At 34.0% G+C, this 12983-nt stretch carries 14 protein-coding genes, 1 pseudogene and 1 riboswitch; of the genes and pseudogenes, 6 read left to right on the top strand and 9 right to left on the bottom strand.

The window, feature by feature from the left end; all coding sequences use genetic code 11:
- The first annotated feature begins 553 nt into the window (after positions 1-553).
- Complete coding sequence (locus tag VK90_RS12970; RefSeq protein WP_048373293.1) at positions 554-961, top strand: GNAT family N-acetyltransferase; 408 nt, start codon at positions 554-556, stop codon at positions 959-961.
- Between the two features lie 302 nt (positions 962-1263).
- Here VK90_RS12970 and VK90_RS12965 read toward each other — a convergent pair whose 3' ends face one another.
- From VK90_RS12965 to VK90_RS12945, 6 genes and pseudogenes are all read right to left on the bottom strand, one after another.
- Complete coding sequence (locus VK90_RS12965) at positions 1264-1659, bottom strand: DUF6262 family protein (protein ID WP_048373291.1); 396 nt, start codon at positions 1657-1659, stop codon at positions 1264-1266.
- Positions 1652-3796: pseudogene (locus VK90_RS31425) on the bottom strand (tyrosine-type recombinase/integrase). The gene VK90_RS12965 and the pseudogene VK90_RS31425 overlap by 8 nt, the downstream one beginning before the upstream one ends.
- A 56-nt stretch (positions 3797-3852) precedes the next feature.
- The gene (locus VK90_RS12955; RefSeq protein ID WP_048373289.1) at positions 3853-5019 is read right to left on the bottom strand and encodes a tyrosine-type recombinase/integrase; all 1167 of its coding nucleotides are present in this window, start codon (positions 5017-5019) and stop codon (positions 3853-3855) included.
- A 315-nt stretch (positions 5020-5334) separates the two neighbouring features.
- Entirely contained in the window at positions 5335-5511 is a 177-nt protein-coding gene (locus tag VK90_RS27650; protein ID WP_033795353.1) for a zinc-finger domain-containing protein, read from the bottom strand.
- A 12-nt stretch (positions 5512-5523) separates the two neighbouring features.
- Positions 5524-6183, bottom strand: coding sequence for a ribonuclease H family protein (locus VK90_RS12950; protein ID WP_002171226.1), 660 nt, complete (start codon positions 6181-6183; stop codon positions 5524-5526).
- Positions 6184-6311: 128 nt separating this feature from the next.
- Complete coding sequence (locus tag VK90_RS12945; protein ID WP_002171225.1) at positions 6312-6797, bottom strand: QueT transporter family protein; 486 nt, start codon at positions 6795-6797, stop codon at positions 6312-6314.
- Positions 6798-6803: 6 nt separating this feature from the next.
- A riboswitch (PreQ1 riboswitch) is annotated at positions 6804-6848 on the bottom strand.
- Between the two features lie 131 nt (positions 6849-6979).
- On the opposite strand from VK90_RS12945, the gene VK90_RS12940 reads away from it, so the two are divergent.
- From VK90_RS12940 to VK90_RS12930, 3 genes are all read left to right on the top strand, one after another.
- On the top strand, positions 6980-7852 hold the full coding sequence (locus VK90_RS12940; RefSeq protein ID WP_048373287.1) for an aldose 1-epimerase family protein: 873 nt from the start codon (positions 6980-6982) through the stop codon (positions 7850-7852).
- 68 nt (positions 7853-7920) lie between these two features.
- Complete coding sequence (locus VK90_RS12935; RefSeq protein WP_048373284.1) at positions 7921-8307, top strand: reverse transcriptase-like protein; 387 nt, start codon at positions 7921-7923, stop codon at positions 8305-8307.
- A gap of 13 nt (positions 8308-8320) precedes the next feature.
- Positions 8321-9226, top strand: coding sequence for a DMT family transporter (locus tag VK90_RS12930; protein WP_048373281.1), 906 nt, complete (start codon positions 8321-8323; stop codon positions 9224-9226).
- A 2-nt stretch (positions 9227-9228) separates the two neighbouring features.
- Here VK90_RS12930 and VK90_RS12925 read toward each other — a convergent pair whose 3' ends face one another.
- On the bottom strand, positions 9229-9489 hold the full coding sequence (locus VK90_RS12925; RefSeq protein ID WP_001195212.1) for a DUF6123 family protein: 261 nt from the start codon (positions 9487-9489) through the stop codon (positions 9229-9231).
- 182 nt (positions 9490-9671) lie between these two features.
- Between VK90_RS12925 and VK90_RS12920 the strand changes: the two genes are divergently transcribed.
- Positions 9672-10232, top strand: a complete 561-nt coding sequence (locus VK90_RS12920; protein ID WP_048373278.1) for a cysteine hydrolase family protein — start codon at positions 9672-9674, stop codon at positions 10230-10232.
- A 42-nt stretch (positions 10233-10274) separates the two neighbouring features.
- On the opposite strand, the gene VK90_RS12915 is transcribed toward VK90_RS12920, so the two are convergent.
- Positions 10275-11135 carry a GNAT family N-acetyltransferase gene (locus tag VK90_RS12915; protein WP_048373276.1) on the bottom strand — a complete coding sequence of 287 codons (861 nt, stop codon included), beginning with the start codon at positions 11133-11135 and terminating at the stop codon, positions 10275-10277.
- A gap of 36 nt (positions 11136-11171) precedes the next feature.
- On the opposite strand from VK90_RS12915, the gene VK90_RS31420 reads away from it, so the two are divergent.
- A complete protein-coding gene (locus VK90_RS31420) occupies positions 11172-11285 on the top strand; it encodes a hypothetical protein (protein ID WP_376769455.1) in 114 nt (37 codons plus the stop codon).
- A 146-nt stretch (positions 11286-11431) separates the two neighbouring features.
- Here the strand turns inward: VK90_RS31420 and VK90_RS12910 are convergent, their stop codons facing one another.
- Entirely contained in the window at positions 11432-12979 is a 1548-nt protein-coding gene (locus VK90_RS12910) for a hypothetical protein (protein WP_048373274.1), read from the bottom strand.
- Between the last annotated feature and the right edge of the window lie 4 nt (positions 12980-12983).

Genomic DNA, 12983 nt, shown 5'->3' with positions numbered 1-12983 from the left:
GATTCCTCATTAATCTTTATTTTAAATAATTGAACTTTGTTTTAATTTATCAATTGACCTTTAAGGGAGAGCACGCCATGCCCATCAAGCTAAGAAAACAGGTCAACCCCAAAACGAAAAAATATGCTTTTTTGTTATAAGTTAACACAAAATTTCGTTCTGGGGACACTATTAACTCTTTAAGTTGATGGAGATGGGGTACCGCCAGCATTTCGGAAAAAACCCACGCTAAGAGCATGCAAGATTTTATACAGTTTTTCGGTTAATCGAGTAACAAACGAGAAGCCTAAAACCTATGCCAGGATAGGAATGTATAAAAAGATGAATAGAGTTATAGAAAATAAAAAAGGGGATTCCTTCTGAGAGTAAGGATTCGCCTTTTCCTTGCTACCGATAATGTTACGTTATGTTAACCGGGCATGAATACAATATACATATTATATTTTATCTATCTTGCGTGAAGAAAATTGTTATATTATAGAAATAACCTTATGGATTATACAGGAGGTACAAATGAAAAAATTTTGTAACTACTCAGTCAGGAGGTGATTATTTGGAAAAATCTATATATTATACAATTGAGCCCCCTAATAACTTTGAACAATTGCTAACCCTATATGAATCTTTAGGATGGAATTCACTTAAATTAACAGTTGATGAATTGGAACAAATGTGTAATCAAAGTTGGTATGCAATATATGCCTTTGATAAGCAACAATTAGTAGGTATGGGACGTGTTATTTCAGATGGTGTAATTACTGGAATTGTATGTGGAGTGTGTGTGCTACCAAGCTATCAGTCTGAGGGAATCGGAAAAGAAATGATGAATCGAATTATTCAACATTGTGAGCAAAAACGAGTAATCCCTCAACTTATGTGTGTAGAAAGTTTGGAGACATATTATGAAACTTTTGGATTCAAGAAATTTACCATTGGTATGACAAAGAATATAAATCGATAAATTTAAATTAACTTCCACTAACGATCATTATGTAAATAAGCTGTCCATATGGGCAGCTTATTGTATTTTTTGCTTAACGTGGTTTTTTTCCAAAATGCTGGCGGTACGCCTAAAAGGTTTTTACTAATAAGTAATTAAACATGTTGATTGAATTTTATACAAAAAGGCTCATTAGAATATACATTCCAATGAGCCAATTGTGAAGTTTGGTACTTAAGCTAACAGGTGCGTTAGCTAAGTAAGAGACAGCGCTTGCTGTCTCTTTTTATAGTCTGTGTGACAATTTACTACCATAGCCTTTGTTATAAGTTTTTAATGTAATCTGCTAGCTCTTTGCTTTCTACTTTACGCAATTCTTTGTTTTCATCTTCTAACTCTTTAATCCTTGCTTCAAGTTTTTCAATTCTCCGTCTAAGAGAAGCATTCATTGCGTCTTGATTTGCTTCGTTCCGCTTAACTCTTGCATTACTATACGCTTTTTCTTGTTGGTCTCTTAAGAATTCAATACGCTCTCGAATGTCAAAGTGGTTATACAAAGTCGCTTTCGTCACACCAGCTTCTTTTGCTACACTGTTGAAGTTAATAGCCTTCGAATCCTTTGTTAGCCGTTTTATGGCGTTTTCCACCTTTTCTTTAGTCTTACGTTTACGTTCCTCGTGTAAATGCCTTATTTGCTCTTCACGGTTAATACTAGCCATTCTTAACTCCTTTCTTCCTCATACGTTCTAGTTTTCTCTGCATTCGTTCTAAGTTACCGAAAATGACACTTCCACTCTTAATGGTATTATATATTTCTTGGTATCTCTCCAAGTTCTTTTCATTCGCTTCAATCATATCTTCTCGCCCATATTCTTTTGCTGCTTCAATCATTTTGGCTGTTGATTCTATGTGAAGCTCATATTTCTTTACATCAAAACTGGTCATACCGACGGCTAGATCGAAGCAAGGCTTCCCATTGTTTGCTGTAAGACAAGGAGGTTCAGCTGCGAGTGGACAATTTCCATTTACTCTGGCACGACAAGTGCCATAAGGGTTGTCCAATGCATTTAGCTTTTCATCCCGCCATAAAGCATCCATAATGTCTTCTGGAATTTCCTCGTTCTCTGTCACTTGATGAACTTTACCGTCAAGGTTAAAACTAAATATGCCACTTTACCGTGCTTTTTCCCATTCTTTACGTTTCGTATCATCCAATAACCTAGCGTAATGCATTGTCATTTCAGGGGAAGCGTGAGCCAGAAGCTCTTGAACGGTTAATATATCAGCACCACCATTTAACATCTTCACAGCGAAAGTATGTCTAAATGCGTGATTTTTAAAATGAAAAATATTCCCCATCTCATCAACAATTTTCTTTTTGTGCGCAAATTCATTTATTTTTTCATTAACCCATCTCTGAGAGTATGGATTTCCCTTACGGGAACCCTTGTATCGAACAAAGATGAATTTATCTGGATTGTTGTCATCGTTGCTTCGTTCTTTCGATTGATGAATTAAAACAGCAAGTAGATTTGCCAGTTCATCTTTAATGGGTATTTTATGATCTAACACATAGGTCTTTTTTATGTCTGCCTTAACAGAATTTTGACCATTTAAAACCCATAGGCAACCTTGAGTTAATGCCAAGGCATCACTGATACGTAATCCTGTTTCATACATCACCCAAATGACTGGCTGAACCTCTGGATGAAGATCATTAATATGCTTGAAAAGTTGCTCCAATACAAAGTCTGGTACGTATTGAATATCATCTTTCGATTTCTTAGGGAGATTAGGGAAATCCCCAGGATAAATCAGCTTTGTTACTGGTTTTTCTGGTGCGATACTATATTCATAGCGCTGAATATCTTTTTAAAAAATATTAACACACCCAATGTGGGTCAATACGTTTTTTTTTGGATTTGCATTTACCCGTTTTAAATTATTTTTTGCATATTGATTAAGAAATTCTAAATATTTCTCAATATGCTCTCTAGTGAGACTTTTTAAATCATTCCAATCAGGTTCTATATCACTGATAAAACATAAAAAAAGTGAAATAGTGCCTCCGTAACGTATAGCTGTGCCCCAAGCAAATCTTCTTCCACCCAGAAGCCTTACTTTTATATATTTTTTAAAATTCTGTTTATATATCGTGTTTTTTATACCTGTAAAGCCTAAATAATGTTCGTCTGAAGTACGATTATAATCGATGCCGTACTTCACATTTAATACCTTGACATCCCATCTATCTTTTTCCCATTCTTCACGGGTATCTGTTTGTTTTGATAAGTAATCATAAATGATTCGCAAGAATGCTGCCGATGGTGATTTGTTTTCTGTGATTTTCACGTCATTACCTATAAATTTTGAAGTCTTTTGAGTTGTTGCTAATCCCTTATTTGTTAACCACCATATCCACTGTTTTTCCTCTTTGTCGATGTCCAACTCCAAAAGGGAAGGGAGCCTAAGATGTCTTTCGTTTAGATAATCACTCAATCGATTCAGGAGAACATTATAAGCAATAAATGCGGAAGAAAGACTCCATCTATCATTAAAAATCTTGTGATAAAATACAAATTTAAGTTCCAAGGATACTGACGGATTATTGACAGAAAATGTTATCTTTCTAACTGTCCCTTTATAACCCTCATATTGTTCTGCAAAGTTAGGGATTTTACCAACGATATGAATATCCCAAACATCATTGACCAGAAAGTAATCATCCTCGGTCTTATATGTTTCAACCTTTCCATCGCTCAATATCTCTTTTACCTCGTAAGAGGAAAGGGTAGAGGTGATTAAGTCCCAATATTCATTCTGCGGTAAAACATTGTTTGCTGTGTATTTATTCAATATCCTTACTCCTTATCTATTAATCTCGTTGAACATCCAAAATGGAAAGGAACACCCTATAAAATAGAGTCCTCCTTTCCATTCTCTTTAATCTTTATCGAACCTAGATTAAAAGATGGGGCTGCCTTTTCCCAATCCTTACGGATATCATCCTCGGACGGATGGAGGTAGTATTCAATGGTTGTTTGGATTTGGGAGTGTCCCAAACGTTCTTGTACTAATACAATATTTTTAGTCGCAAGATAATAAACAGTTCCGTGGGTATGCCTAAACATATGTGGTGTTATATGAAACCCAGTTTTTTTCTTAAGTTCTTCACATACATCACGAACATTATGGTATTCCATCGGTAAACCTAGGTTGTCGCCAGACAGTTTCACAAAAACAAAGTTATGATCCAAATCCAAGTCATCAATCACTTCATACAAATAATCATCATATAGATCCATCAGTTCCTGCGATACATCAATTTTTCTTTCACCTGTTTTTAAATAACCACCGTTAGGTAATACTCCTCTCTCTGTCAAATGAATCTGATGTTTTCTATGTTTATTATCAAATTTCAAATCTTCTAAAAATAAGGAAAGAGCCTCCCCAATACGTATACCCGTTTCGTATAGTAGGCGTATTAAGAATCTATCTCTAATATTCGTAGTAGAAGTGTAGACGATTTCAGCTTGTTCTTTTGTGAAAATCTCTACTTTCTTTTTTGGTTCTTTTAGTTTAAGAATATTTTTGGAGTATGGTTGATTTCCATTAACGTGTTCTAAAAAACTTTTATATCCTTTACCACCAGCACCAGAGAACACCTTTTTCATTAATTTATCACCAATATTTGAATCTATTAAATCGCTTCGATATAAATAATCATAGAAATTCGTAACAACACTAATATAATTGTTCACTGTTGACTCAGCTCGCTTTGCTGAGGTTTTTTTCTGAGGAATTACTTTTGTACTCTCATAAGGGTTTGAAAGCCAACCCACAAAGTTCGATAGAACTTCAAAAGAGACCTGATTATAGTCAATCCCTAATTGTCTTAAATAGGTGAAGTAGGCTTTTAAAGCCTGACAATAACCCTTTAAAGTATTAGGTTTTCTTTGACTGTTATAGAGATATTTCATATACTTTGCTATCACTTCAATTGGGTTTCTATTAGTATCTAACAAAATATAGATAACCCTATTGTTATCCATTGGTACTTTTAAAACTTCTATCTCCATAAACCAATCATCTCCTGTTGATATGTTATAGAAGGTGCTTAACTCATAGTGTTAATTGGTATGTTTGTTTCTATAAAGTCCTCGAAACTTCGTTGCTGCGGAGTTCTACCTCGGACCGAGGCTACATCCTCCTACACACAAAATAAATGTTCTATTTATAATATTCGCAATATTTATAATATACATTTTAGACTTATTAATCAACCCTTAAATTTTTAGAATACTGTGCAAATAAACAGAGGATAACTAGCCTCATAATAGACTAATTATCCTCCATTCATATTCCCTTATATAAAAAATTCTCTGGATGTTTTTTCATGACAATTGCTCCCCATACTTTTTCAATTTCTCTCCAACCGTACATTGCCGTATACAAAAAGAATGGGCATAGTATTTACTATGATTTCTCCGATTATGTTCCTGCAAGAAACACCCTTCGCAATACGTTTCTAATAAGTCATTTACCTCTGTAATGAGTTGCTTTTTATTCACGTGTGCACCTCTCTATTCGGTTATTTCTTTATGACTATCAATTGTCGTCCCTTCTAATGCTTGCGCTGCTAATTGATGTGCCTCTTTATTTTGTTTTCTAGATATCGGTTCACAAACAAACTTTAATTTCATTTGCTTCGCTTTTTGTTCAATTTGATCTAAGTAATGATTTAAATGTTCATCATAGCAAGGCCATTCACCAGCTAATTGCTGCAGTACAACTTGGGAATCTCCACGAAGTGTAACTGCTTCATATTTAATTCCTAATTCCTCAAGTATATTTATCCCGTATAATAATGCTGCATACTCCGCTTCATTATTATCATATATGCCTTCTATGTATGCATTGCGACGAATTCGATAATTTGTATTTCCTTTTTTATAGTATACACATATGCCAACCCCAGCTTCTTTCGTCTGCACATCATAGCCACCATCAAAATAAACTTGAATTTCTTGAATCTCTTCCTCCACTTGCTTACTCAATTTTTTCATTTCTTTTAATGACCATTCCGCGTCCATTTCATCGTAAAATAAAAGCTCTTTTACCCTTCCTGTTTTCTCAAAATCCTCCGCAAATTGAAGCACTTCTTCTATGTTCATATAGTCTGTTGTTAATTCAGTTTGTAAACCGCGCTTCGTTTTATACAACCAATGCATTTTATATTTCATACTAGATTCCCCTTATATAAGACTTCTTATATTTATTTTATTATATTTTATCAAGAGTCACTGTATTATATTCAATATAATCACATACAAAAAGAGCCATCCTATATAAGGAACGGCTCTTTCACCTATTACATAAATCTTTCAAATTGTACTCGCTTATTAATCCAGTACATTACAGGCATACCAATCGCCATTACAACAAATTCACCAACTGCACACGTTAGCCATGTTAATAAAAATGGCAGATCAAATGCAAGATGAAGTTCGATTGCTATCATAAACATTGTGACTGTAAAGATCACTGTATTAAAAATCATACGAGCCCAAACACCTTTAATGAAGCGCATAGAAATAATAGTTGCAAGTAATGCAAGAATTGATTGCCCTACTCCAAATACTAAATCGTAAGCGATCATTGGTGAGAAAAAGAGATTCGTTAAAAATACACCTAATACAATCCCGTAAATTGCTTTCTTATTGAATACAACGAGATGGTTAAACATCTCTGAAATACGAAACTGTACATTCGTAAAGCCAAATGGCTGAATAAGCATAGAAACAGCAATATATAATGCCGCTAAAATACCATTACCGACTAATGTTCTTATATTCATGACAAAATCTCCTTAGTTTTTTTACGTGGGATGGTTTCGAACCACGTTATTCGTTTTTAGGCAACAAGATTACATTTTACGCAATATGCACTCTTTCGTCAATAGATTCCTATCATTAACTACCCTTTTTCTTATAGAAGACGTATAATATAACGTATGAAAGATTTAGGAGGTTCCATTTCATGACAGTAACAATTCAAAATGAAAAAGTGATCGTTTCCATTTCTGACAAAGGTGCAGAATTACAAAGCGTTCGCTTAAAAGAAGACAACACAGAATATTTATGGCAAGGTGATTCTACTTATTGGGGACGTCGTGCACCAATTTTGTTCCCAATCGTCGGTCGATTAGTAGAAAATACATACTACGTAGACGGTAAACCTTATTCATTAACACAACACGGTTTTGCTCGTGATCTAATGTTCTCTGTACAAGAACAAAGTGAAACAAAAATTACTTATATCGTTACTAGTAATGAAGAGACATTAAAAAACTATCCATATGAATTTGAATTACTCGTTTCTTATGAAGTAGACGAACAAAATATACATGTTACATATGAAGTAACCAACCCCGCTTCAAAAAAGATGTTCTTTTCAATCGGAGCACACCCTGGATTCAACTGTCCTTTATTAGACGGCGAATCATTTGCAGATTATCATCTATCATTTAATGGATCTGAACGTTTAGAAACTAGTATATTAGAAGGCCCTTTTCTTTCAAATGAAAAGCAACTAATCGCTGAAAATACAAAAGAATTGCCACTTACATATGATTTATTCAAAAATGACGCACTTATTTTTGAAAATATGAATACGAATGAAATTTCAATTCGTTCTCATAAACATAATAAATTTGTAAAAGTAGCATTTGATGGTTTCCCATTTGTCGGCGTTTGGACACCAGGAGATAACGCACCTTTCTTATGTATTGAACCTTGGTACGGAATTGCTGATGAAATAAAGCAAGCAAAAGATTTTAAAGAAAAAAAAGGAATTCAATCGTTACAAGCGAATGAAACATTTACATGTCGTTATAGCATTACAATTGGATAAGTACTCTATCCCCTACTTCTAAAAAGTTTTCACGTAGGGGATAACCTTATAAATGGAGGTTTCTCATTTTGATTGAAGTATATATCGATGGTGCATCAAAAGGCAATCCTGGACCTTCTGGAGCGGGAGTTTTTATTAAAGGCATACAGCCACCTGTACAATTATCATTACCACTTGGGACAATGTCCAACCATGAAGCTGAATACCACGCTTTACTTGCAGCATTAAAATATTGTGCAGAGCATAATTATAGCATTGTATCTTTTCGCACAGATTCCCAGCTTGTTGAGCGAGCTGTTGAAAAAGAATACGCAAAAAATAAAATGTTTGCACCACTTCTAGAAGAAGCACTGCAATACATAAAAAATTTCGATCTCTTTTTTATTAAGTGGATTCCAAGTAGTCAAAATAAAGTCGCTGATGAATTAGCTAGAAAAGCTATTTTACAAAATTAACGGGGGTATGATTGTGAAAAAAGAGTGGATTGCTCCTCTCGCTTTATTATTTGTCTCTTTCATTTGGGGAGCTACGTTTGTTGTCGTTCAAAATGCTATGTCTTTTGTTGGGCCATTTACTTTTAATGGAGTTCGCTTTTTATTCGCTGGAATTATTTTATTATTCGTTCAAATTGTTTTCTCACAAAAAACTTCAAAACAAGATATAAAACAGAGTGGTCTCGCCGGATTGATTGTTGGATTCTTTTTATGTGTTGGCTATTTATTACAAACATTCGGTTTACTCTATACAACCTCTTCAAAAGCTGGTTTCTTAACAGGACTTAGTATCGTTATGGTTCCAATCCTGTCTTTTATCTTTTTAAAACAGCGGGCTACAATTTTCATCGTACTTGGTATTACTATGGCAACAGCAGGTTTATACTTATTAACGGCTGGTGATTCTTTTCAATTAAACATTGGAGATATACTCGTTCTCGGTTGTGCTGTCGCTTTCGCTGCCCATATTCTTGTTAACGGTTTCTTTTCTAAGAAAATATCACCTTTATTACTAAGTACCTCTCAAGTATTAGCTGTCGGTATGTTTTCTTCTATTTGCGCTTTTTTGTTTGAAGATTGGGAAAAATTATTTTCAGTATCACTATGGACGAATCATTCCTTTTTATTCGCTCTATTTCTCACTTCCCTGTTTGCGACATCAATTGCTTTTTTCATTCAAACATCTGCACAAAAACACACTTCTCCAACGAGAGTAGCAATTATTTTCGCAATGGAGCCTGTTTTTGCAGCATTAACAGGCGTTCTAGTTGCAAACGAACAACTTTCTATTTCTGCCATTATCGGGTGTCTATGTATTTTCCTAGGTATGGTTTTTGTTGAACTACCTTCAAATGCAAAAAAAGAAGCGCGGGCTGCGTGAAGTTACGCTTGTAACTTCCGCATAAAAGCCTTAGCGCTTTTTTTATCTGTAATTTCTTCTTCTTTCAATCGTTCTAATAACGCAACAAAATAACTGCCATCAAACTGTAGTTGATGTTTGATCGTCGCTTCTATTGCCGCATTCACAATTCCATCAGATGCGCCAGTATATCCTTGTCCAAACATAATAAACCCTTGCGCTTCCTCTGATAACTTAAATCCTTTCGTATGTAAGAATGAAAGATAATCTTCTACTGTTTGCATGATATTCCCACCTACTCAAAAATTCTCCACCTTCTATCATACATGTTTTTACACTCTATGAGAATGAAATTTCTTTGACAACTTTGTAAACAGCTCGCCTACTCCTATAGCAAAAGAGGATTCTTCTACAATATTACGGAATATATAAAGTGATAATTATTTTGTATTAAAGGAGAGACATAATGAAACAAGCACTATTAATTATTGATGCTCAACAAGAATTAATTGATGGGAACGAACAAGAAAATGAAGTTTTCCGTAAAACCGAGCTATTAGCTACACTAAATACCGCTGTACAGCAAGCAATAGATTCAAATGCCCTTATTGTGTTCGTAAGAGATACTGATGTTGCTTCTGGTACAGGAGAAGGATTTGAAGTACATAATCAAATTAAAGTGCCTCAATCTGCAATACTTATTAATAAACAAGCAACAAATGCATTCTACGGTACTTCTTTATATGAACTTTTAAAAGAAGAGAAGATAAATCATCTCGTTATAGGTGGATGTAAAACAGAACATTGCATCGACACTGCTGTTAGAACAGCAACTGTACAAGGCTTTGATGTTACTTTAATTAAAAATGGCCATTCAACAACTGATTCTAAAGTCTTATCCGCCGAGCAAATCATTCTGCACCATAATAAAACTTTACACGGTCATTATAACGTTGATCATTTTTCCGTTGTTAGAGATATTGAGGAAGACCTCTTTCAACCTACTCATGACCAATATCGTGATTAAATTAACTATAAAAAAGAATCCTTTCGTGAAAAGGATTCTTTTTTATCCAAAAATTTGCGCTGCAATACTATATAGCTCATTATTCCTTTTTAATAATTGATCACTATTTTTCATCATAATTGGTGGTTTATTAACCTTTTGAAAACCAGTAATCTCTAATTCTTTCATGAAATTCCCCTTTCCTTCTGGTACATCAATTCTTAATTTACCATTATGCTCTCTTGCTAAATAATGAACAATTCTCATTGCCATCGCATCATTTTTAGCAACGACTGGTCCTATTATTTTATTTTCTGGCGTTTGTATACTCATACCATATCCTAATACATTTTGTTGTATATCCTTTATAACAATACATTGTTCACTTTGTATAATTCGACACTTTAAAAACTCTTCTCTATTTGTTCCAAATGCATCTTCATCTATTTGTATTATTTCTTCTAAATCACATTCTTCATAATTCACGATATACTCTTCATTTCCTACACATTTATAATTCTTATTGTACGAGCTACATATGTATTTAGAAACATAGCTCACAGTCCTGAATCCTAGTTTTTCATATAAAGGCTTCCCCTCATCTGTAGCAATAAGCATGATTGGAGTTTGAGTTGATACGCTTTTAACACATAAATCCGTTATCGCCTTTCCAATCCCTCTTCCTTTATAATCTGGATGTACAATTACCATTCCGATAGACGCTAACGTCTCTCCGTATAATATAATTGCCGCGCTTGCAATAAGCTCTTCCTTCTCATTTACCACACCATATACTATACCTGTATTCAAAATTGTTTCAATCTCTTCTCTATTATAATCCCAGCCAATATAAGAAGATAATGCTACAATATCCTCTATTTTTTCTCTCTTAAGACGCTCCACTCTAATTTCCAATTCAATCATTCCCCTATTCCTACAATAAGTACTTCCATTTTAGATATGATTCCAGCAAGTTTACAATTTGTTAACGGTACTGTCTTCATTAATGGGAAACGCTTTATACACATCACTCCTCGACATATACAAAATTACTTTTGGACCTATATTTGGTAGTAGTAATCCAAAAAAATAAAAAGCTTGTAGTTTGATAATATCAAACTACAAGCTTTTTTTCATTCCATGGACTACACTCCCTCTTTTAAATCGAATTCATCACATCACCTAATACTTGTACAAAGTTTTGCAAAGAATAGAATATCTCAAGTTACTTTACTCGTAATAAGCTGCCCAGCTTCATTTATAGTAACTTTCCATTTCACTCCACCAGAAGTCTTCATAATCACACCTTTACTCGCTTCTAGTTCAATATCTCCAAACATTCTTCCACCAGTTGTCGCCAACCAAGCATTCCCATTTTCCATAGAAGACCTTGCAAAAATACGATTAATTCGAAAACGCTTATGATCTTGAGCATAACCGCTCAATGTAATTCTTACTTTATATAACTGATTAGCCTTCATATTCGATATAATTGTATCTCCAACATTTAATGGAACATCTGCTGCGATAACCCAACTTCCAGTTGCACTTAATGCATATTCAATTTTAATTTTTTTAGGGCTCTCTCCCCATCCAAAGTACATCCCAATACAATTCAACATTTTAATCGGATTTTTCGTAAAGTCCAGTTCAATAACAACTGGATTACTATCTGGAACATCGATATAATTCACACTTTGTTCATCTATTAAATTAAAACAATTAGTGATATCTCCCCCGTACGGTAATTTCCCACTTACTTGCTTAACACTATACTTCAGCTGAGCATTTACTAAAATATCATCTTGATTCCCTATTAAATGTGGTTTATTTAGCGTCAAAGGTAACTGAATCCGAAGTGATTCTTCATAAGTAGACTTACAAACATTGTATTGTCCGTTATCTACAATAGTTGTTGAAAGTAAATTTGAAAAAAGGTAGTTACGATGGGAATTAGAAGAAAATTCAATTACTATTTGTTCACTACTCATCCTGTACGTATCCCAAATCATACAGTTAAATGTATTATACGCACCTGAGCAACGAATTGCTTTTTTCGTTTGTTGTCTACATTGCACTTGAATATCATGAAACGTATTTCCTGAACTTTCATTTGGTAAATCACTATTCCCATCTACTTCTATTCCATACTGACATCCATCAATAAATATAGATTGAAATACATTTGCGTTAATCCAGCAAGGTGTATTTATGTCATCTATATATTCCGTTTTTAAATATATTGCAGTTTGAAAATTTTTAATTTGAATATAGTTAACTTGAAAGAAACTAATATAATCCCACGCTTTTTGACAATAAAAATGTATAGCTTTTCCTTTATATGATGGTGTTGTATTTATTATATTTATATTTGATATGACAGATTGATTAGGCACTTCTATTTGTTGTGAACCGGAAACATAAATAACAGATGACTGAAATACTTGATTAATAACTTGAATAGTACCGCCAGTTATAGAAGCATTACTTTGTAACTCAAACGCATTAAAATCTCCATCAATTTGCAGCGTTACGGTGGAATCTAACTCTAATCTTACGTTGGATTTAATAACAATCGGCTTCAATATTTTATACGTATTTACCCCTGTAATTCTTACCGTCGAAATTCGGTTCGATACACAATAATTAATCGCTTGTTGAATCGCTAACGAACTATCATTCCCTGAATTCGGAACGGCTCCAAAACAATCAATATGAACACTACTTGCTGGTGCACAACCTTCTTGTGATGAAATATATTCTGACAAAACA

Source organism: Bacillus sp. LK2, from assembly GCF_001043575.1.
GTDB classification, from domain to species: domain Bacteria; phylum Bacillota; class Bacilli; order Bacillales; family Bacillaceae_G; genus Bacillus_A; species Bacillus_A paramycoides.
The sequence above is the reverse complement of the archived record's forward strand: the minus strand, read 5'-3'. Positions and strand labels throughout refer to the sequence as shown.

Bases quoted from the DNA above. Each gene is read 5' to 3' on its own strand.
- VK90_RS12965 (WP_048373291.1), bottom strand. From the start codon at position 1,659: ATGGCTAGTATTAACCGTGAAGAGCAAATAAGGCATTTACACGAGGAA.
- VK90_RS12955 (WP_048373289.1), bottom strand. From the start codon at position 5,019: ATGGAGATAGAAGTTTTAAAAGTACCAATGGATAACAATAGGGTTATC.
- VK90_RS12950 (WP_002171226.1), bottom strand. From the start codon at position 6,183: ATGAAATATAAAATGCATTGGTTGTATAAAACGAAGCGCGGTTTACAA.
- VK90_RS12945 (WP_002171225.1), bottom strand. From the start codon at position 6,797: ATGAATATAAGAACATTAGTCGGTAATGGTATTTTAGCGGCATTATAT.
- VK90_RS12940 (WP_048373287.1), top strand. From the start codon at position 6,980: ATGACAGTAACAATTCAAAATGAAAAAGTGATCGTTTCCATTTCTGAC.
- VK90_RS12925 (WP_001195212.1), bottom strand. From the start codon at position 9,489: ATGCAAACAGTAGAAGATTATCTTTCATTCTTACATACGAAAGGATTT.
- VK90_RS12920 (WP_048373278.1), top strand. From the start codon at position 9,672: ATGAAACAAGCACTATTAATTATTGATGCTCAACAAGAATTAATTGAT.
- VK90_RS12915 (WP_048373276.1), bottom strand. From the start codon at position 11,135: ATGATTGAATTGGAAATTAGAGTGGAGCGTCTTAAGAGAGAAAAAATA.
- VK90_RS31420 (WP_376769455.1), top strand. From the start codon at position 11,172: ATGATTCCAGCAAGTTTACAATTTGTTAACGGTACTGTCTTCATTAAT.